The following is a 20,811-nucleotide window of genomic DNA, read 5'->3' on the forward strand; positions in this document are numbered from 1 at the left end:
TAACTGAATACATACTAAATATTAAGTCAATGGGCATGGCTACAAACCATGCTACGCCTGCTGTAGGAGGCATTATGACAGACAGAGAAGTAATGGAATTTGATGTGGTTATTGTCGGTGGTGGTCCTGCTGGGCTTTCTACGGCGTGCCGTTTGATGCAAAAAGCACAAGAAAACGAACAAGAATTGAGTGTTTGCCTGGTTGAAAAAGGCTCTGAAATTGGCGCTCATATTCTGTCAGGAGCGGTAGTCGACCCTAAAGCATTAGCCGAACTTTTCCCCGATTGGAAAACCATGGGCGCCCCTTTGGTGTCTGAAGTAACAGTGGATGAACTGCATTGGTTAGGCTCGAAGACTGGCAGTCGTAAACTAAGCCATTGGATGATTCCTAAAACCCTTCATAACGAAGGCAATTATGTGATTAGCTTGGGGAATCTATCTCGCTGGTTAGCAGAGCAAGCCGAAGCGCTTGGTGTGGAAGTCTTTCCGGGGTTTTCAGCCGCTCATATTGCTTACAATGAACAAGGTCAGGTAGAGGGCATTGTAACGGGTGACATGGGAGTAGCAGAGGATGGTTCGCACAAAGATGGCTATATGCCAGGCATGCTATTAAAAGCCAAATACACCATTTTTTCAGAAGGTTGCCGTGGCCACCTTGGTAAAGAACTTATCGAACGTTTTGAACTGGATAAAGGCAAAGCCCCGCAGCATTATGGGCTTGGTATTAAAGAGCTTTGGGATGTTCCTGAGGCGCAAAGTAAGCCAGGCACTGTGATTCACACCGCTGGGTGGCCGCTGGGTAAAGAGGCCGGTGGCGGAGGCTTTCTCTACCATTTAGAGAACAATCAAGTCGTGGTTGGCTTGATCGCAGATTTGAACTATAAAAACCCACATTTAAGCCCGTATGATGAATTTCAACGTTACAAGCATCATCCATTGATTGCCGCGCATCTTAAAGACGCCAAACGTGTGTCTTACGGTGCTCGAGCCATTGCAAAAGGGGGGTGGGCGTCGTTACCGAAAATGAGCTTCCCTGGTGGTCTTCTGTTGGGCTGCGATGCTGGTACATTGAACCCTGCTAAAATCAAAGGCACTCACACTGCCATGAAGAGCGGTTTGTTAGCGGCTGAGGTGATTTGTGAGGCATTACAAGCAGAATCACCAGTCAGTGAACTTGCTCATTATGATGCGACAGTTCGAGATTCTTGGTTGGGTAAAGAGCTTGAGCAGGCGCGAAACTTTGTGCCTGTCATGCATTCCCTAGGCACATTTTGGGGCGGTGCTTATAACTGGCTAGATCAAAATATCTTTGCTGGGCGTTTGCCTTTTACCTTTAATGATATGACACCAGATTACGCCTGCTTAGAACTGGCAGAAAAGCATCAGGCGCCTGATTACCCTAAACCTGACGGCAAACTAAGCTTTGATAAGCTTTCCTCGGTGTTCTTATCCAATACCAACCATGAGGAAAACCAGCCTTGTCATTTGTTGCTAAAAGACGCCACTGTGCCTATTGCTCAGAATCTGCCTAAGTTTAATGAGCCTGCTCAACGATATTGTCCAGCGGGTGTCTATGAGGTAGTCGAAGGGGCACAAGGCGCAAGCTTCCAGATCAATTCGCAAAACTGCATTCATTGCAAAACCTGTGATATCAAAGACCCTGCACAAAACATTCGCTGGGTAACACCTGAGGGCGCGGGCGGCCCGAATTACCCCAATATGTGATTTTAGAAAAGACACTTTTTTGTGTCTTTCTACTTCTTGGTTTTACTTGCATACAGGTCACTATTTTATTGACCTGTATGTCCACATTCCTTACTGGATTTCACCTCGCGTCTGATTGATAATAGGTTTTTCAAGTAAAGGAATTGTTTATGCGACTCTGGGTAGATGCGGATGCTTGTCCGAATGTGATCAAAACCATTCTATTTCGTGCCGCTGAACGAGTTGAAATACCCTGTATCTTGGTCGCCAATCAGGCCATTTCTATTCCTCCCTCCAAATGGATTGAAAGAAGAGTTGTGAGTTCCGGCTTTGATGTGGCCGATAATTATATTGTCGAGCATGTGGAACCTGCAGATCTTGTTATTACCGCGGACATTCCCTTAGCCGCAGAAGTAATCGATAAAGGCGCGTTGGCGGTGAACCCTCGTGGTGAACTTTATTCTCGAGAAAATATAAAACAGCGCCTTGCGATGCGTGATTTTATGGAGCAAATGCGTTCATCTGGTGTGCAAACCGACGGTCCAGCCACGTTTAACCAGCAAGATCGAATGGCGTTCGCGAATACGCTCGATAAGTTATTGGCCCAGCGCGTGCCTTAGACTCACTCCTCAATGAGAAATCAGGAAAGTGTTTACTGAATATTTTCCTGATTATTCAGTTATAGGGGAATGAAATGAAAAGAATTATTGTTGTGGGCGGTGGCGCAGGTGGTTTAGAGCTTGTTACCCGACTTGGCCACGGACTAGGACGTAAAGGCAAAGACAAAGCAGAAATCATCTTAGTCGACCGCAGCCGGACACACATCTGGAAACCGCTTCTTCATGAAGTTGCCACCGGTTCTATTGATATCAATAATGACGGTGTGAACTATCGAGCTCATGCCGCCAAGCACCATTATCAATTCCAACTCGGTACGGTAACGAGTGTTGACCCAACGGCAAAAACCATCACTCTTGATTCTTTAAGTGACGACAAAGGTCATTTAATCTTACCTGAACGCAATCTTTCCTATGACACGCTCATCATGGCCGTAGGCAGTATTAGTAACGACTTTGGTACGCCAGGCGTTGCTGAGCATTGTTATTTCCTAGATTCACACAAGCAAGCTGAGCGTTTCCAGCAAGCCTTACTTAACCACTTTTTACGAGTCCATCAAGAAGGCCCTGAAGCTAAGTTGAAAATCGCCATTGTTGGCGGTGGCGCAACAGGGGTCGAATTATCTGCTGAATTGTTCCACGTAGCGGATTTGATGAAAGCCTATGGCATGCCGGAAATGTCCGGAAAGCGTGTGCATGTGGAGCTTGTCGAAGCGGGCGATCGAATATTGAAAGCGTTGCCAGAGCGTATTGCCAACTTAGCGTCGAAAGAACTCACACGGCTTGGTGTTAAAATTAGCGAAAGTACCCGTGTGGTACGCGCGGATGTTGGCGGCTATCAAACCGCTGAAGGCGCACTTATTGAAGCTGACTTAATGATCTGGGCTGCAGGTGTCAAAGCGCCTGACTTTATTAAAGACATTGAAGGCTTTGAAACGAATCGCAGCAACCAAATCGTTGTTAAAGGCACGCTTCAGGCGAAAGACTTTGATGATGTGTATGTGATCGGGGACTGTTGTGCTTGTGAACAACCCGATGGTTCTTTTGTTCCACCGCGGGCACAATCTGCCCATCAGATGGCTTCTTTAGTTTACGCTAACATCAAAGCGTCGCTGAAAAATGAGCCGCTAAAAGACTACTTATACAAAGACCATGGCTCTTTGGTGAACCTAAGTAACTACAGCACAGTCGGTAACTTGATGGGCAACCTCATGGGTGGCTCTATGTTCATCGAAGGGCGCATTGCGCGTTTTGTCTACATTTCTCTGTATCGTTTGCACCTCATTGCGATACACGGCTGGTTTAAAGCCACCATCGTTATGGCGGCACAAAAAATTGGTAAAGTCGTGAAGCCAAAACTTAAGCTTCATTAATGATTAGTGTGCTAGCAAGCCATTCACTTTTAAAAAGTTAATCATGGTGTAAAAGCCGCCGTAGCAAAGACCTCAGTATAGGGAGGTTTTCTACGGCGGCTTTTTTTTGCCTGACGTGGCGGATAGCAGCTTCAATATTTCAGTAAATGTGAAGCAACTAATGAGATCTATTTGATTAAACCTCAACCCTTGACCTATGTGTTACCAATAGGTTTTACAATGACCCTATTAGATTAAGCAAAGAGGTTCTTATGCGCGTTATTGATCTTGCGAAAAAAGCCAATGTAACGAGTGAAACAGTTCGCCATTACACACGCTTAGGGCTGATTCACGCACAACGAGACCCGAATAATGGTTATCAAATTTATGATAATACGGCGTTTACTCGTATGCAGTTTATTCAGCAGTCTCGTACCTTAGGGTTTAGTTTAAAGCAAATAGAAGAGATTCTTGATCAGGCTGATAGTGGCGATTCTCCTTGTCCTATGGTGAGAGACTTATTGGAAAAGAAAGTCCCTGAAACCAAGGCAAAGATTGCACAGTTACAAGCGCATTTAGCCACCATGGAAGCGGCCTTAGAACATTGGGAAAGCATGCCAAACGGTACCCCAGATGGCCATTCTATTTGTTGCTTGATAGAAGAGTGGGAAGACAGCAAAAAATCATGATAGCGATCATTAAGGAGACAGTATGTCAGATATTAATGAACAAATAGCAGCCGCCAATGAGACGCGTGTTCAGACCTTAGATTTGGCCGTAGGCGGCATGTCTTGCCAAGGCTGCGTCTCGAAAGTTAGACAGAAAATTCAACACCACGATGCCAATGCTCAAGTGCTTGGCACGCCAGCAGACAATCGTCTTGAAGTGCAAACTGTATTGGCAAAAGAGCAAGTAGAAGCCAGCATTAGGGACGCAGGTTACCAGACATTAGGGGATTTCGAGACGCCGGCAGACGTTGTCGAGACGCAAAAAGAGCCCTCACAGCCAGCCCATTATCAACTGGCGGTTGAGGGTATGTCGTGTCAGAAATGTGTCGCTAAAATACGCCAAAGCATTCAGTCATTAGACGCAGAGGCCCAAGTAGACGGGCAGCCTAAAGCGAATCGTCTTGAGGTGACTACGGCGCTTTCTCAGCAACGCATTGGCGATGCCATTATCGATGCAGGCTATGAGTATTTTGGGGATTACATCGAGGTGGCTCAATCATTAGAATCCGCCGCGGAGCCAGACGGCAGCCCAATACCGCCCGCAGCGGAAAAAGACCGCCCTACAAAAGATCAAAAAGCAGACAGTGAGCGCGCTCATAAATATCAATTTTCTTTGACTGGTATTACCTGTGCAGGCTGTGTGAATACCATTCAAAAAGCATTGGATCGTGTTTCCGGTGTTGAAAAAGCCGAAGTGAATTTTGCCAGTCGTACCGCGCAAGTGTCGTCTTTGACAGACGCAGAGACCTTGATCAAAGCGGTGGAGTCTTCAGGCTATGGCGCGTCTCTGATTGAAGATGCGGATAAAGCGGATGAAGATCGCCAGCAAAATGAACGAAAAGAATTTCATGACAAACGAAATTATGCGGTGCTAGGGCTTCTCGTGGGGGTGCCCTTGATGCTGTACGGTTTGCTGGGTGGCAACATGATGGTCGAAACCGGAGGGCAACGATTAGCCTGGGGCCTCGTTGGCGTGCTGACCTTATTGGTCATGTCGGTGTCAGGTAAGCATTACTACCGTAGCGCATGGCGGGCTTTTAAATCTCGTCAATCGAATATGGATACCCTTATCACGATAGGTACCATTAGCGCGTGGTTGTATTCTATGGCGATCATTATTTCCCCCAGTGTGTTTCCTGAAAACGCGCGTCATTTGTATTTTGAAGCCAGTGTGATGATTCTTGGCTTAATCAATTTAGGCCAAGCGCTTGAAGTGCGAGCACGTGGTAAAACCAGCGCTGCGTTACGCCGTCTATTGGACCTTCGCCCAAAATTTGCCATGGTCGTACGCGAAGGGGCAGAAATATCCTTAGCCGTTGAACAGATTCAGATTGACGATGTGGTTCGCGTTCGCTCTGGCGAAAAATTCCCTGTGGATGGGGTAGTGAGTGACGGTCAATCAAGTGTGGATGAATCCATGTTAACTGGCGAACCTGTGCCCATCGAGAAACACCCAGGAGACAAAGTATCGGCAGGAACAATCAATGGTAAAGGCTCGTTAACCTATCGTGCTACAGGCATCGGGTCTGACACCTTGCTGGCGCAAATTATTGACATGGTTGGAACGGCACAAAATTCAAAACCGCCAATTAGTCGTCTGGCCGACCAAGTGTCTTCGGTGTTTGTTCCCAGCGTCATGATATTGGCTACGCTTGCGGCCTTGGCTTGGTTTAATCTGGGTCCTGCTCCGGTCATGGTTCACATGATGGTTGCGGCTGTGTCTGTGCTGATCATTGCGTGCCCTTGTGCATTAGGGTTAGCCACCCCCATTTCCACCATGATTGGCGTTGGTAAAGCCGCTGAATATGGTGGTTTGATTCGCAATGGCGAGTCTTTACAAAGAGCCAGTGAATTGACCACGATAGTGCTGGATAAAACCGGCACCATTACAGAAGGCAAACCTAAGGTAGTGCATCAAGTGCTTGCTTCAGGCGAGGATGAAACACATCTCGCGACGTTAGTGTCTTCGCTGGAAAAAGGGGCCAATCATCCATTGGCCAACGCCTTGATAGATCACGCTGAAGCAACCAGTCAAGACACCTTTGAAACGTCTCAGTTTGAGTCCATCGTGGGTCGTGGTTTACAAGCTGAAATTCAAGGAGAGACGTATTTTCTGGGTAACGAAGCATTAATGAAAGAGCAAAACATTGATCTTTCTACTCTGGCCAAGGTAGACGAAAAATACGCAGCGAGTACACAAGTCTACCTTGCGAATCGTCGTCAAGCGTTGGCGGTTTTCTGTATTGAAGACCCGATAAAAGCCAGCTCAGAAAGCGGCATTAAAATGCTCCAGAAGGCGGGACTAAAAGTCATCATGCTGACTGGAGACAATAAAAACAGTGCCGCATTGGTGGCCAATAAACTGAACATTGATGAGTTCCATGCAGAGCTGATGCCCAATGACAAACTCGATTGGGTGCGCACATTGCAAGCGAAAGGCGAAGTGGTTGGCATGATAGGCGATGGTATTAACGATGCGCCTGCGTTGGCACAAGCGGACGTTGGCTTTGCCATGGGCGCAGGCACAGATGTCGCGATGGAAAGTGCCGACATTACGTTAATTCGCAGTGATCTGACAAGCGTGGCGCAAGTTATCGAGGTGAGTCAGGCGACCTTAGGCAACATTAAACAAAACCTTTGGGGTGCGTTTGCTTATAACAGCTTAGGTATTCCTTTGGCCGCCGGGGTGTTATTCCCATTTACTGGGTGGTTGCTAAGTCCAATCGTAGCTGGCGCGGCGATGTCTTTGTCCTCTATTACTGTGGTGGCGAACGCCAATCGTCTACGCCGTTTTGCGTCTCGACTTACTGACACCAGCAATCAAGATAGATAGGAGAGGCTATGAGTGTATTAGTGAATATTTTAGGTGTGTTATTAATCGCGTTAATCGCTTGGTGGTTTTGGGCACCAAGTAAGAAAAAATAGTGAGGATGATATGGCGTATGCGCGTTCGGCTTGTGTTGCTAAAGTGACTCTGCGGGTGGTCGGCATGACTCAGTCGACTGCTGGCGATTTCTTTCAGCGCTGGCGTCATCGTGAGGGCATTGAGTTTCTCCAGATAGAATGGAAGAAACAGCGTATTTTAGTTCATTATGATGCGCTGTTGATTTCATTAACCGACATAGTGTCGGGGCTTCAAAAGGCAAACATGTCACTTAATCGTGGTATTTTCTATCGTTGGCGATTGCATCTGGCGAAGCAGGTCGAGCAAAATATACGGGACAATCTCAACCATATTCCCCATTGTTGTGGCAAGGCACCACGGCCAATACAAGGGAAAAAATAATGATATACTGTTTTTAACAGTGAAGAGGCTGAACGTTTTCCGATTTTGCTGATACTATATATCGAAATACATCGATATAATGATAAGGAAGCCACACCGTGGTTTCCTTTTTTATTGCCAGTCTTTTAACAGGGAAATTTTACAATCTATGCAAGCTTATCAATGGGGAATCTTTGCCATCGCGCTGGGCGCGTTTGGCATTGGTACAACAGAATTTATGCCTATGGGGTTATTGCCCGTCATTGCCGATGGCGTTCATGTTTCCATCCCAACCGCTGGGTTATTGATCAGTGCTTATGCCATTGGTGTTATGTTTGGCGCGCCAATTGTTACTTTGTACCTAGCGCGTTTTAGCCGAAAGAGCGCTCTTATCGGCTTGATGGGCACTTTTGTGGTTGGCAATACGTTGGCGGCATTGGCAACCAACTATGAAATATTGATGTTTGCTCGAGTGGTGACCAGCTTGGCGCACGGTGCATTTTTTGGTATTGGCGCTATGGTGGCGATGAATTTAGCGCCCAAGAATAAACAAGGTTCCGCCGTTGCTTCTATGTTGTTGGGTTTGACCATTGCGAATATTATCGGCGTGCCTATCACCACTTGGTTGGGGCAGAATATTGAATGGCGAGTTGCGTTTGCCGTGACCGCGGTATTGGGTGTGGTTGCGATGTTAGGGCTAGCACGAAATCTTCCCACGATGGCCGCAACTGAAAAGCCAGATGTACGCAAAGAGCTTCAGTCTATTATGCAGCCAGCGGCGTTGCGCGCATTTGGCACAACGGTGTTGTGCGCGGGCTCTATGTTTACCTTGTACACCTACATTGCGCCTATCCTGCATACACTGGCAGACGCATCTGAAAGCGCCATTGCCATTATGCTTTCTCTGGCTGGGGTTGGTTTTACTTGTGGTAATTATATCGGCGGCAAATTGGCGGATAAATCGCCTGATCGCGCTTTGTTTATTACCTTTGCCGCACAAATCATCATGGCGTGTTTGTTTAGCTTGGTCGCCAGCAATATAATCACCGCAGGAATCATGGTCTTTTTCTGGAGTGTGGCTATTTTCGGTAGCGGCTCGGCATTACAAATGAACGTCATGAAAATTGCTGACCAGGCACCTGGGTTGGCATCGTCTATTAATATTGGCGCCTTTAACCTGGGCAACGCTTTGGGTGCTGTACTTGGTGGTGCTGTGATTACGCTTGGTTTCAGTTACGCTTGGATTCCAAGTACGGCGGCGATTTTGTCCGTATCAGCCATGCTGTTGCTGATGATAAGTCGAAAACTTGCTCAGGGTTCAACCCAGACAGCATAATAAGCAATTACAGCGTGCTAACCGGTTACAAGCGCTATTTACCTTGGCACCGGTTGGCTTGTGGGCAATGCATCTAATGATGTCATTTGGTTGCAATCGTCTATAGAGTTGCATAAAGTGTGATCCAACTGAAATAAGAGCCATTTTTAATGTCGAAATGTGTATTAGATAACGTCAATGCAACTGCGAAGAAGTACAGTTTTGTGTGCTTGTTTCTGTTTGCGCTGTCGCTATTCTTTAGCACCATAACGACGAACAGCATGCTTGGTGCTTCTTCATCAAGCAGCATGGCAATGGACACGACAGACCCTATTTTATCCGTTGAGGGCTCTATGCCTCATGATTCACTCCGGTCTCAGGATAGTCGCTTGTCTCATGCTGCCACTATGACTGACATGCATTGTGTTTCTCAGGATTGCAATGGCATGTCGACACATCATGATCATCAAGATTGTATGGACAACCATTGCAGTAGCTTTTCCGGTTTGCTTGCCAGTTATGACGCCCCGTCTGTTGTAATCTCTTCTATTCAGCCCGTTTTAGCCGCGAATTCTTATCGCTCCACTTACCCTAATACCCCTTATTTCCCTCCTATAGCGCTTTCTTAAATTCGATTTTTTGCTCTTTGCCTTATGGGCAATGAGCGTTCATGAATTTATTAAAGAGAATCAAAATCCATGGTTAACAACCTATTTTTGGCATTCTTGCGTCCGTTTCAAGACGCCGAGCGCCCCCATGTATTTACTAAGACATTCAATCGCAGTGTTTGTGTTTTGGCTTTATCAATGACTTCGTTTGTCGTCGATGCCGAAACCTTGAGCCTCCAAACCGTAATCAGTAAGGCGGTCTCACAGGATGAGTGGTTGACGGCAAATCAGGCTAAAGAAGCGGCTATACGCTCCTTAAGTGGTGGTATGACAGCATTGCCTGATCCTAAAATCAGCCTTGGCTTATCAAACTTGCCCACCGACACCGGCGATTTTCACCAAGAAGCCATGACGCAAGTTAATCTCTCTGTGTCTCAAGTATTTCCTGCTGGCGATACCTTGTCGCTCATTGGTGAAAAATACGCAGCACAAGGCGATCAAATGCCCTTACTACGGGAGAACCGTCAAGCCATCATCACCATGACCGTTTCTGATTTGTGGTTAACGGCCTATAAATTTGAACAGAGTATTGCGCTTGTTCAGCACAACAAACGCTTGTTTGAGCAGCTTAACGAAGAAGTAGAAGGGCGTTATCGCAGCGCATATGGGCAGGAAAAACAGCAAGATCTGGTGCGTGCGACATTAGCGATACATAACCTGGATTTGCGTTTAACGAAGCTCAATCAGGCCAAACAAAATGCGCTGACCAAGTTGACTCAATATCTCGACCCGTCACTTGTTCCAGAAAGTATACAGCTTGCGACAGACAAGCTTCCTTTAGCCTCTTTGTGGGCAAACTCTCATCGTGTTGTTCAGTCCCTTAATGCGTCTTCATTGGATCAATTGGCCGCTCGCCTGAGCCAGCATCCTTTGGTTCGACTTGTGGATGTGCAATCAAGCACCGCAAAAATAGAAAAGTCGATCGCGGAGCAAAAATACAAACCTGAATGGGGGGTGACGTTGGGTTATGGCTATCGAAGCGATGACCTGAATGGCATGGCACGCTCTGATCTGGCATCCGTTGCGGTGAGCGTCAGCATGCCCATCTTTTCAACCCGTCGACAGGACGCTCAAGTAAAAGCGGCGTCGCTTGAGGTTGCCTCATTGGTCTCTGAAAAAGCCTTGGTATTAAACGACTTACTCGCTAAATATCGCTCTTTAACTTCTGACATTAGGTTATTAGATCAACAAATAAGCCTTTATCAGCACCAACTTATTCCTAGCTACCAAGCCAGTGCTCAATCTATGTTGCACGCCTACACCAATAATGACGGGCGTTTTAGCGAGGTTCTACAGGCTCGTATAGACACACTGAATGCCCATGTAGAACGGATAAATATCGAGGTTGAGCGTGCTAAACGTTTGTCCCAATTAGCGTATGTGTTGACGACGAAAGAAGAGGTAATCGCCAAATGAAAATGCTCAAAACAATCGGTTTTTTTGTTCTTGCTGGGGCCTTTTTTACAACAGGGTACTTTTTTGCTCAGCACACAGACTCGTCTGAATCGACAGCAACAGACAGCGCCTCCAGCACACCAACGTTGCCGGCGAAACCTCTTTATTGGGTAGCTCCTATGGATGCGAACTATCGACGTGACAAGCCAGGAAAATCTCCTATGGGAATGGATTTGGTGCCTTTTTATGGCACCCCAAAGCAGGCAGAAGCAGGGGTTGGAACCATTCGTATTTCCCCTGATGTGGTTAATAATCTGGGGGTACGAAGTGCTGCTGCGTTCACCGGATACTTAGAAAATGATATTCGAACCGTGGGCTACTTGGCTTATAACGATGACAGCCTGGTTCATGTGCATTCACGTGTTGAAGGTTGGGTAGAAAAAAGCTTTGTAAAATCAGACGGCGACTTTGTTGAAAAAGGTCAGCCTTTATTCGATTTGTATTCGCCCGCCTTAGTCAACGCTCAGAAAGAATTTGTCTTTGCATTGAAGCGACAAGACCAATCGATGATCTCAGCTGGCGCTGCGCGCCTAAGCGCATTGAACGTCTCGCAGGTGTTGATTGATGAACTCAGGTCAACACGAAAAGTGTCTCAAACGGTGCGCTTCTATGCGCCACAAAGCGGGGTAATAGAGCGCTTAGGTGTTCAAGAGGGTTTTTATATAAAGCCTGGTACAACCTTGATGTCGATTGTCAATCTGAGTGAGGTTTGGCTCAATGTCGATGTCTTTGAACGCCAAGCTCATCAAGTAGAGATAGGGCAAGAGGTTAACGCGACCCTTGCTGCCTTGCCGGGAAAAACCTTTAACAGCAAGGTGGATTTTATTTACCCAGAGTTAACGGAAAAAGAGCGTACCTTACGGGTTCGCGTGCGTTTGGCAAACCCAGATCGCTTGTTGAAGCCAAATATGTTCGCCCATGTGCAGATTAAAACACGCCGCAAACAACCTGCTTTATTGATTCCAAAAGAGGCATTGATTCGCACCGGAGAACAAAACAGAGTCGTGCTCGCATTAGGGGATGGCCAATATAAGTCATTGGCCGTCACCGTCGGCGCATTGGGTGATGATTACGTAGTAATTCAAGACGGGCTGCTGGCGGGAGATAAAGTGGTCACTTCAGCACAATTTCTGTTGGACTCAGAATCCAGTAAAAGCTCCGACTTCAGACGTATGAGCAGTCAAAATGAGCGCGCTCAAAAAACAAAAAAAACACCTCTTAACAGCACCAAAGACACCGCACACAATAAGGATACCGTCTGGGTGTCGGCACGCATCAATCGGATCGATGCCACCACTAGAAGCATCAATGTGAATCACGAGGCGATCGTCGAATGGGGCTGGCCAAAAATGACCATGACCTTTACGTTAGCCAAAGACCTGGTGTTGGATGATTTGCCGATCGGCAGAGACATGCAACTTGCCATTACCCGTCAGAGCGACACTCTCTTTGTGGTTACTGATTTCTCAGATACTGACGTTAAGTAGGAGTTGATTATGATTGCAGCGATAATCCGTTGGTCTATTAACAACCGCTTAATGGTGTTATTAGCTAGCCTTATTCTTGTTGGTGTTGGTTTGTATTCGCTCAAGAATACACCGGTTGATGCCATTCCAGACTTGTCAGATGTGCAAGTTATTATTAAAACCAGTTACCCAGGGCAAGCACCTCAGGTGGTCGAGGATCAGGTAACTTACCCATTAACCACGGCTATGCTCTCTGTGCCTGGTGCGAAAACCGTTCGTGGCTACTCCTTTTTTGGCGACTCTTATGTCTATGTCATTTTTGATGAAAATACAGACATGTACTGGGCCAGAAGTCGTGTCTTAGAGTACTTGAGCCAGGTCGCTCCGTCCTTGCCAGATAACGCAAAAGCGCAATTAGGCCCAGATGCCACGGGGGTTGGCTGGGTGTATTTGTATGCCTTGGTAGACAAAACAGGCCAGCATGATTTGAGCCAGTTACGCTCATTGCAAGATTGGTTTTTAAAATTTGAACTGCAAACCGTTCCAGGGGTTTCCGAAGTCGCGCCCATTGGCGGCATGGTTAAGCAGTATCAAGTCAGTGTCGACCCAGATAAATTGCGCGCCTACAAGATGCCACTGAGTCACATTCAAAATGCGATTAAACGCGGTAATCAAGAAGTTGGCGCGTCTGTTATTGAAATGGCAGAAGCCGAGTACATGGTGCGTTCGTCTGGCTATATCAAAGGTGTCAAAAACATTGAAATGATCCCCCTTGGCGTTTCTGATCAAGGCGTACCATTGACGATAAAAGACGTCGCTGAGGTTCGTGTTGGTCCACAGATGCGCCGTGGTGTCGCAGAATTGAATGGCGAAGGAGAAACCGTCGGCGGCGTGGTGGTGATGCGCTACGGTGAAAATGCTCAACAAACCATCAAAGGGGTAAAAGCGAAACTTGACGCTTTAAAAGCCAGTTTACCCAACGGCGTCGAGGTGGTGACCGTGTATGATCGCTCTGGTCTTATTGACCGCGCGGTGGACAATTTGTGGTCCAAGCTACTCGAAGAATTCATTGTGGTGGCCCTAGTTTGCATGCTGTTTTTGTTTCATATTCGCTCCTCTTTGGTGGCCATTATTAGTTTGCCGGTGGGGATTCTAACGGCGTTTATCATCATGCATTGGCAAGGCATCAACGCCAACATCATGTCCCTTGGTGGTATTGCGATTGCCATAGGTGCCATGATTGATGGCGCCATCGTAATGATTGAAAACCTCCATAAGCACATGGAGAAAACGCCGCTGACCAAGGAAAATCGTTGGCAGGTTGTCGCTACGGCGGCGACAGAAGTGGGACCAGCGCTGTTCTTTAGTTTGTTAATCATTACCGTTAGTTTCGTGCCTGTATTTACCTTGGAATCTCAAGAAGGACGTATGTTTGGCCCTTTGGCGTACACCAAAACCTACGCCATGGCCGCCTCGGCAGCGTTAGCCATCACTTTGGTTCCTGTTTTGATGGGGTATTTTGTACGCGGTAACATTTTATCTGAGCATAAAAACCCGATAAATCGAGCCTTACAGGCAATCTATTTACCCGCATTAAAGGCGGTATTGAACGCACCTAAACGGACCATTGGCATCGCCTTGGTTATTTTATTGATCGGTCTCTGGCCCGTGAATAAATTAGGCAGTGAGTTTATGCCCAGCTTAGATGAAGGGGATTTGATGTACATGCCAACCGCGTTTCCAGGTATTTCCATTGGGCAAGCTCGGCAGATACTGCAACAAACCGACAAATTAATCGCAACGGTCCCTGAGGTGAAAACGGTATTTGGTAAGGTCGGACGAGCAGAAACGGCCACCGACCCCGCGCCATTAACCATGATAGAAACCTTTATTCAGTTCAAACCTCAGTCGCAATGGCGCGATGGCATGACCAAAGCCAAGTTAAAACAAGAGCTGGATCAGTTGGTCAAGATACCCGGTATGACAAACGCTTGGGTAATGCCCATTAAAACGCGTATTGATATGTTAGCAACCGGTATTAAGACGCCAGTTGGCATTAAAGTAGCTGGACCAGACTTAAGCATTATTCAAGATATTGGTATGCAACTAGAAAAAGTCTTAAAGCCAGTGGCGGGCACAGCGTCTGTGTATTCAGAGCGGGTTGCAGGTGGTCGGTATGTGAAAATTGACATCGATCGAGGTAAGGCGTCTCGCTATGGCATGAACATTCAAGATGTCCAAACCTTTATATCTTCTGCCATTGGTGGCGCCAATGTAACCAATACGGTGGAAGGGTTAGAACGCTATCCGATTAATGTGCGTTACCCGCAAGATTATCGTAGCTCTCCCGAACAGATAGCCTTACTGCCCATTGTCACGCCGACTGGTTTGAATATTGTGTTAGGCGATCTTGCTCGTGTCTATGTAGAAGAGGGTCCACCGGCGTTAAAAAGTGAAAACGCACGTTTGAATGGCTGGACCTTTGTGGATATTGAGGGCATGGACATAGGTCGCTACGTTGAGCACGCTCAAAAAGTGGTCGCAGAGCAAGTGACGTTGCCAACAGGTTATTCCTTGGTATGGTCAGGGCAATACGAATACATGCAAAGAGCAAAAGAGAAACTCACCTATGTGATACCACTTACTTTGCTGATTATTATCGTCCTTTTGTACATTAATTTTCGTACTTTTTCTGAAGTGGCGATCATCATGGGGACCTTACCTTTTGCCATGGTGGGCAGCACTTGGCTGATGTATTTACTTGGATTTCATTTTTCTGTCGCTGTGGGGGTTGGTTTTATTGCCTTAGCAGGTGTGGCGGTGGAAATCGGCGTAATTATGTTGGTCTATTTAAATCAAGCATGGCGTGATGCAAAGCAAGAGTGCGCTGACAACAATACACAACCCAATGTAGAGACTCTTTATCATGCGGTTTTGCATGGCGCCGGAATGCGGGTACGCCCGGTGATGATGACGGCGGCGGCCATTATTATTGGCCTGTTGCCTATCTTGTATGGCACAGGTACGGGATCAGAAGTAATGAGTAGAATTGCCGCGCCCATGGTTGGAGGCATGGTCAGTGCGGTCATCTTGACTCTGTTGGTCTTGCCTGTGGTGTATTTCTTATGGAAAAAGTCCAGATTAAAATAACCTTTTAAAGCGCAAAGTCAGAGCCAAAAACAAACGATTCATGTCGTTGACTTTTTGGCTCTGATTTCATCTTTATAAGGGCAAAAAAGTATTCTACCTATGCTTATTAAGGTAAAGATAAGAGGTTATTTTTTAATTAATTCCACGCGCCCTAGATCATTTTTTCCAGTATTTGATTAAACTACGCGGGTACCTGACCAATTGGACAGCATCGAAGGCTGGCCACTCATTTTCGTAAAAGGATTCACTCTGTGTCATTGAAATTACGTCTTATCTATGCGTTTGTCATCGTGGTTTTAATCGCCACCATTTCTATGGGGATTTTAAGCTTTTATCAGGCAAGAGCGGTGATGTTAAAGCGCACAACGGAAACAGAACTCCCTGCACAACTTACACAAATTAAAAACTCCGTAGAGAATCAAATTGAGAGTTTATCAATCAATGCTGAATTATTAGCCAATAACCCCATGATTTTAGAGTGGGCCAAAAATGGACATTCTAAATCCGGCGAAGCCGCTGTGGTCGCCTTGTTAAATAATACGAAAGAACGACTTGGCTTAGACACGGCCTCTTGGGCAGACAGATCAAGCGCACAATATTGGAATCAAGACGGTTTTTTACGAACCTTGAGTACCGATAAAGATGGTTGGTTTTTTGATTTCACGCGTTCGGGTAAAGAAAAGAATGTCAGTGTTTATCGCAACGCAGGGACCGGTGAGATAAAGCTGTTTGTTAACTATCAAAACCCAAATGGCATTGGTTTGGCCGGTTTTGGTATGAATTTAAATAAGATGACGGATTACCTAAATAACTTCACCTTTAATGGCGGTGGTTTTGTTTATTTGGTGTCGACAGACGGTACATTAAAAGTACATCGTAATGAAAGTTTGTTAGAGAAAACCAAGGTCACTGACTTATATGGCAATAAAATCGGCAGAGCATTGCTAAAACAAGACGGTTTAAACATCGTCATGGCGAAAGATTCTGTTTTAGCCAGCCAGTATATTCCGGCCATGGGCTGGATATTAGTGGCAGAAATCCCGAATAGTGTTGTCTTTGGTGGCGTCGTTTCTATGGGGAATTCTCTGCTCTTAATGGGGATTTTGCTGAGTATCGTCAGTGTGATCGTGGCTTTCTTAATTGGCTCAAGATTGGTAAAGCAGTTGCAAGTAGTGGCCAATAATTTGAAAGATATTGGTGAAGGCGAGGGCGATTTAAGTCATCGTTTGGACAATACAGGACCAATAGAGCTGGCGAGCATTGGCAATGGCTTTAATAATTTTGTGAGCGTCATACACAATATGGTGAAGCAGGTTACTCAAACCAGTAATGAGCTAAATGATGCTTCGAAAACCATGCTAAATTCCGCTGATTCCATGTTAAATGACGCCAAAATGCAAAGTGACCGAACTTCTATGGTGGCCTCCGCGATACACGAAGTAGAGGCCTCGGTTCGCGAAGTATCTGAAAATGCCGCCGACGCTGCAGACACCGCCAATACCGTAGAAACAGAAGTGAGAAATGGTCTAAGCGTTGTTTCTTCTGCAAAAAGTACGGTAGAAAACTTGGCCGAAGAGAGCGAGAAAACGGCGATCATCGTTACGGAACTTGCGAAGAATTCTGAGCAAATTGGCAGCATATTAGAAGTTATTCGCAACATTTCGGAGCAAACGAACTTATTGGCGTTAAACGCGGCCATTGAATCTGCCCGCGCCGGTGAACAAGGACGAGGCTTTGCCGTGGTTGCGGATGAGGTTCGTAACTTGGCGAAACGCACCGCGCAGTCCACCGATGAAATCCAGGTCATGATAGACAAGTTGCAATCTGAATCTCGAAAGGCTTTGGTTGCTTCAACCTCTGGGCAGAAAATCGCCCATGATGCCGTAGACTCTATGCAAATTGCCACTAAGTCACTGGAAATGATTGATCAACAAGTGAATACGATGAACAAGATCAATCAGCAGGTGGCCCTAGCAACAGAGCAGCAGCTTGCTGCCATCGAAGACGTGGCGCAAAATGTGACCGGCATTCAAGATTCTGTCATGAGCAGCGTTACCAGTGCCAATGAGTTATCGGATAAAAGTAAGGCCTTGAGTACTCTGTCGACTAGACTGGATACCCTGGTGGCGGGCTTTAAAGTGTAGCTTTTAGTCTTGAGTGTTTAAGAATCATCAAGATTAGACAATGCCTCACTCAGATTTGAGTGAGGCATTTTTTATGGATTAATCAGTGTGTTTTAAACAGGTTTGCTTTTGCTTCGTAGATTTTGGTCACGGCGTTAATGTCTTTACTGCTTTGCTGAAGACGGTCCATCAGGGCAGATAACGAGGCAATCGACTTGGCATTTTCTCCTACTTGCTCATTAATCGATGAGATGACACGCTCTTGCTCAACGGACTCCTGAGCAATCGCTTTACTGGCGTGAACGGCCTGATTAACCGACTGAGCTCTTTCTAATAAGGCTTTAGAGATTTTATCGGCATGTTCGACGCTGATCGACGTACGTTCTTTACCTGATTCCATTGAGTGAACCGTATTACTCACACTGGTATTTAAGTTACTGAGTACTTTTTCAATTTCATCGGTTGATTGGCTTGATCGCAACGCAAGGGTTCTCACTTCATCTGCTACCACAGCAAAACCTCGGCCAGTTTCTCCCGCTCTTGCCGCTTCGATGGCCGCGTTTAGCGCCAACAAGTTCGTCTGTTCTGAAATGCTGCGAATAGAATTGAGCAGGGTGGTGATGGACTCCACATCGGCCGTCAGGGAGGTTAATGATTCTGAAATGGAGGAGGTATTTTGTGACAAGAGTTCCATGTCTTTCATGATATCGAGAGTCTGATTACTGTCACCTAAAATCCCTTGCTCTAGCTCTCCAATGAGATTGGCCGATTCGCTACTGCTTTGCGAAATGACCTTCATAGTATGGGAAATGCCCGTCGCTGAGGTGGCTACCATCTGGGCTCTTTCATCACTGGTCATGACATGCCCTGTGACTTGCTCACTGATTTCTTGAATTTTCCCACTGCTACTAACCAGCTCATTGGCAATGTTTTGGTAGTCGTTAAAGAGACCGACGAGCTTATCCAGTAATAAATTAAAGGTGATTTCTGCATTTGAGGTTGGGTTATGCAAACGAACAGATAAGTCATTATTATCGGAAATAACTGATATGGCATTGGCAATATTAAGATTTGAAGTGGATTCTCTTTTCATAAGAAAAGCCATATAAATCAATAAAATAGATTCTGAAATAGCGAAAAGACAATGGACTATCATGATCCACGTGTTGTGCTCTCCAGAGAACACCATAATGGGCATATCACCAATGGAATAGCCGCTCATTTGAATAAACATGAAACTAATATGGTAAATCGCGGTGGTCAGCAAGGCCGCAATAATGGGTTTCCAACTTTGATAGACTAAAAAAATCACCATAGCGGCAAAGATATGAAAATGCATCTCGACCATGCCCAACTGACTTTGAATTAGGCATGACGACACCAGCATCATCAAAATACCAGCGCACACCGCGAATAGTTGCGTACCTTTAAAAAGGCTATAGAGACATTGTGTTATGACAAAAAGAAGCGTTGCACAGATCAGGGTAAATGAAAAAAGCGAAGCACCAACCAGACCGCTAATAAGCAAAACAGGAATTTGAACAAGTAAAAATCGATAGATTAACAGATCATTTTTTAGCGTGTTGTTTGTTGTAACTGACATTATTGAGCTCCTCAACGAGCTTGTTGATTTCTTGTTTTCTATACGCAGAGAATTAACTATTGGATTTGTTTCTTGATGATTTTTAAGGTTTTTTCCAAAAATCCATTCTCGGGAAATTCCAAAAGATAAATAAACAGAGCGAATTATAAAAGCTTCGTAAAGCGAGCAATAGTCTATTTACAAAAATTGATCAATTGGTTAGAAATCTACTAGATTTAGCAAAATAAGGAGGGCAATGATGGGGGATTTTTTAGATAAAGGTATAAATAAGCCTATGGCGTTTTTCCATAGGCTATGAGTTTTTGAGAGTGAAGCAGGTGGCTTTGAATAAACTAGAGAACATCATTGAGAACTTTTCTATCCGTTCTGAGATTATTTTCAGCGGTGGTTTTTGTGGCGGTAAGACACTCGAAAACCACAACACAAAGAATGGAGGGCACCTGCATTATTTACGCTCCGGCAAATTGACCGTTTTACGTGACGCGGGTCATAAGATGATATTTGAAAAGCCAGCCGTGATATTTTTACCTTTTTCTTCTGCGCACCAAATAATGACAGAGAAAGATCAGCCGGCAGAACTGATTTGTGCCTCGGTGCATTTTACGGCACTTGAGCAGCAGAGCGTGGTGTCAGGATTGCCGAGTATTATTTTTCATGAGCTAAATGGCGATGCCTTATCAGATACCGTCACTTGGCTTTTTCAAGAAGTGGATCGTTCAGGTCTAGGTCAGAAAAGTATTGTCAGCAAGTTGTGCGATATTTTAGTCATTCAGATGTTTAAAAAACTCACTGAAGAAGGATTGATTGTACAAGGAATGTTGGCGGGGCTAAGTCATCCAATGTTGGCAACAACATTGATAAAACTGCAAGAATCGCCAGAAACCGCTTGGACTCTTGAACGCATGGCAGAACATGCAGCCATGTCTCGCTCTAAATTCACCGAATTGTTTCGTGACACGCTGGGTCAAACGCCAAATGACTTTCTAACGGATTTGCGTATTTCTATGGCGCAGCAATTATTACGGCAAGATAAGACCGTCGGCTTTGTTGCAAATAAAGTGGGATACGAACATGGCTCTGTTTTAGCTAGAGTATTCAGAAAGAAAACGGGCATGTCACCAAAAGAGTGGCAGAAGAAATCGAGTGAGCTTGATGCTAGGTAAAGATAAGGATGCGGAGAAAGCGTTATTTTTTGCCCAACAAACAGTCCGTAGCGTGTTAAATGAATCATCATCAAGGGATTTAGCGATAAAACAGCCCAGAAGTACTAATATACACTAATTCCGATAATAACATTTACCGGAAATAGTAGAGTGAAATAGCCATGCACTCAAACGCTTATTTCTGTTACTTCCTCGTTGCCTTG

At 45.7% G+C, this 20,811-nt stretch carries 14 protein-coding genes; 13 read left to right on the forward strand and 1 reads right to left on the reverse strand.

The annotated features are described in order from the left end of the window. Positions 1 to 74: 74 nt before the first annotated feature. The 12 genes from E0D71_RS13790 to E0D71_RS13845 all read left to right on the forward strand — a co-directional run bounded on the left by E0D71_RS13790 (position 75) and on the right by E0D71_RS13845 (position 17,863). The gene (locus tag E0D71_RS13790) at positions 75 to 1,724 is read left to right on the forward strand and encodes an electron transfer flavoprotein-ubiquinone oxidoreductase (protein ID WP_133003901.1); all 1,650 of its coding nucleotides are present in this window, start codon (positions 75 to 77) and stop codon (positions 1,722 to 1,724) included. Between the two features lie 149 nt (positions 1,725 to 1,873). Further along, entirely contained in the window at positions 1,874 to 2,323 is a 450-nt protein-coding gene (locus tag E0D71_RS13795; protein ID WP_133003902.1) for a YaiI/YqxD family protein, read from the forward strand. A 74-nt stretch (positions 2,324 to 2,397) separates the two neighbouring features. Then, positions 2,398 to 3,693 (forward strand): NAD(P)/FAD-dependent oxidoreductase, encoded by a 1,296-nt coding sequence (locus E0D71_RS13800; protein ID WP_133003903.1) that lies wholly within the window; start codon positions 2,398 to 2,400, stop codon positions 3,691 to 3,693. 251 nt (positions 3,694 to 3,944) lie between these two features. Further along, complete coding sequence (locus E0D71_RS13805) at positions 3,945 to 4,361, forward strand: MerR family DNA-binding protein (protein WP_133003904.1); 417 nt, start codon at positions 3,945 to 3,947, stop codon at positions 4,359 to 4,361. Positions 4,362 to 4,383: 22 nt separating this feature from the next. Next, positions 4,384 to 7,233, forward strand: a complete 2,850-nt coding sequence (locus E0D71_RS13810; RefSeq protein WP_133003905.1) for a heavy metal translocating P-type ATPase — start codon at positions 4,384 to 4,386, stop codon at positions 7,231 to 7,233. 102 nt (positions 7,234 to 7,335) lie between these two features. Beyond that, positions 7,336 to 7,686 (forward strand): hypothetical protein, encoded by a 351-nt coding sequence (locus E0D71_RS13815; RefSeq protein ID WP_133003906.1) that lies wholly within the window; start codon positions 7,336 to 7,338, stop codon positions 7,684 to 7,686. 148 nt (positions 7,687 to 7,834) lie between these two features. Then, on the forward strand, positions 7,835 to 9,001 hold the full coding sequence (locus E0D71_RS13820; RefSeq protein ID WP_133003907.1) for an MFS transporter: 1,167 nt from the start codon (positions 7,835 to 7,837) through the stop codon (positions 8,999 to 9,001). A gap of 149 nt (positions 9,002 to 9,150) precedes the next feature. Then, complete coding sequence (locus E0D71_RS13825) at positions 9,151 to 9,609, forward strand: hypothetical protein (protein WP_133003908.1); 459 nt, start codon at positions 9,151 to 9,153, stop codon at positions 9,607 to 9,609. 69 nt (positions 9,610 to 9,678) lie between these two features. Further along, positions 9,679 to 11,064 carry a TolC family protein gene (locus E0D71_RS13830; protein WP_133003909.1) on the forward strand — a complete coding sequence of 462 codons (1,386 nt, stop codon included), beginning with the start codon at positions 9,679 to 9,681 and terminating at the stop codon, positions 11,062 to 11,064. Beyond that, positions 11,061 to 12,590 (forward strand): efflux RND transporter periplasmic adaptor subunit, encoded by a 1,530-nt coding sequence (locus E0D71_RS13835; protein ID WP_133003910.1) that lies wholly within the window; start codon positions 11,061 to 11,063, stop codon positions 12,588 to 12,590. Before E0D71_RS13830 ends, E0D71_RS13835 begins: the two co-directional genes overlap by 4 nt. Positions 12,591 to 12,599: 9 nt before the next feature. After that, on the forward strand, positions 12,600 to 15,719 hold the full coding sequence (locus tag E0D71_RS13840) for an efflux RND transporter permease subunit (RefSeq protein WP_133003911.1): 3,120 nt from the start codon (positions 12,600 to 12,602) through the stop codon (positions 15,717 to 15,719). A gap of 251 nt (positions 15,720 to 15,970) precedes the next feature. After that, complete coding sequence (locus E0D71_RS13845; RefSeq protein WP_133003912.1) at positions 15,971 to 17,863, forward strand: methyl-accepting chemotaxis protein; 1,893 nt, start codon at positions 15,971 to 15,973, stop codon at positions 17,861 to 17,863. An 82-nt stretch (positions 17,864 to 17,945) separates the two neighbouring features. On the opposite strand, the gene E0D71_RS13850 is transcribed toward E0D71_RS13845, so the two are convergent. Then, on the reverse strand, positions 17,946 to 19,445 hold the full coding sequence (locus E0D71_RS13850) for a methyl-accepting chemotaxis protein (protein ID WP_133003913.1): 1,500 nt from the start codon (positions 19,443 to 19,445) through the stop codon (positions 17,946 to 17,948). A 323-nt stretch (positions 19,446 to 19,768) separates the two neighbouring features. On the opposite strand from E0D71_RS13850, the gene E0D71_RS13855 reads away from it, so the two are divergent. Next, entirely contained in the window at positions 19,769 to 20,608 is an 840-nt protein-coding gene (locus tag E0D71_RS13855) for an AraC family transcriptional regulator (RefSeq protein ID WP_133003914.1), read from the forward strand. Positions 20,609 to 20,811 lie beyond the last annotated feature (203 nt).

Origin of the sequence: Marinomonas sp. KMM3893 (assembly GCF_004352855.1) — a bacterium.
GTDB lineage: Bacteria > Pseudomonadota > Gammaproteobacteria > Pseudomonadales > Marinomonadaceae > Marinomonas > Marinomonas arenicola.

What these genes read in the sequence shown, in the direction of transcription:
- E0D71_RS13815 (WP_133003906.1), top strand. Translation starts at nt 7,336, where the DNA reads ATGGCGTATGCGCGTTCGGCTTGTGTTGCTAAAGTGACTCTGCGGGTG.
- E0D71_RS13850 (WP_133003913.1), bottom strand. Translation starts at nt 19,445, where the DNA reads ATGTCAGTTACAACAAACAACACGCTAAAAAATGATCTGTTAATCTAT.
- E0D71_RS13820 (WP_133003907.1), top strand. Translation starts at nt 7,835, where the DNA reads ATGCAAGCTTATCAATGGGGAATCTTTGCCATCGCGCTGGGCGCGTTT.
- E0D71_RS13835 (WP_133003910.1), top strand. Translation starts at nt 11,061, where the DNA reads ATGAAAATGCTCAAAACAATCGGTTTTTTTGTTCTTGCTGGGGCCTTT.
- E0D71_RS13810 (WP_133003905.1), top strand. Translation starts at nt 4,384, where the DNA reads ATGTCAGATATTAATGAACAAATAGCAGCCGCCAATGAGACGCGTGTT.
- E0D71_RS13805 (WP_133003904.1), top strand. Translation starts at nt 3,945, where the DNA reads ATGCGCGTTATTGATCTTGCGAAAAAAGCCAATGTAACGAGTGAAACA.
- E0D71_RS13800 (WP_133003903.1), top strand. Translation starts at nt 2,398, where the DNA reads ATGAAAAGAATTATTGTTGTGGGCGGTGGCGCAGGTGGTTTAGAGCTT.
- E0D71_RS13790 (WP_133003901.1), top strand. Translation starts at nt 75, where the DNA reads ATGACAGACAGAGAAGTAATGGAATTTGATGTGGTTATTGTCGGTGGT.
- E0D71_RS13825 (WP_133003908.1), top strand. Translation starts at nt 9,151, where the DNA reads ATGTCGAAATGTGTATTAGATAACGTCAATGCAACTGCGAAGAAGTAC.
- E0D71_RS13795 (WP_133003902.1), top strand. Translation starts at nt 1,874, where the DNA reads ATGCGACTCTGGGTAGATGCGGATGCTTGTCCGAATGTGATCAAAACC.
- E0D71_RS13840 (WP_133003911.1), top strand. Translation starts at nt 12,600, where the DNA reads ATGATTGCAGCGATAATCCGTTGGTCTATTAACAACCGCTTAATGGTG.
- E0D71_RS13830 (WP_133003909.1), top strand. Translation starts at nt 9,679, where the DNA reads ATGGTTAACAACCTATTTTTGGCATTCTTGCGTCCGTTTCAAGACGCC.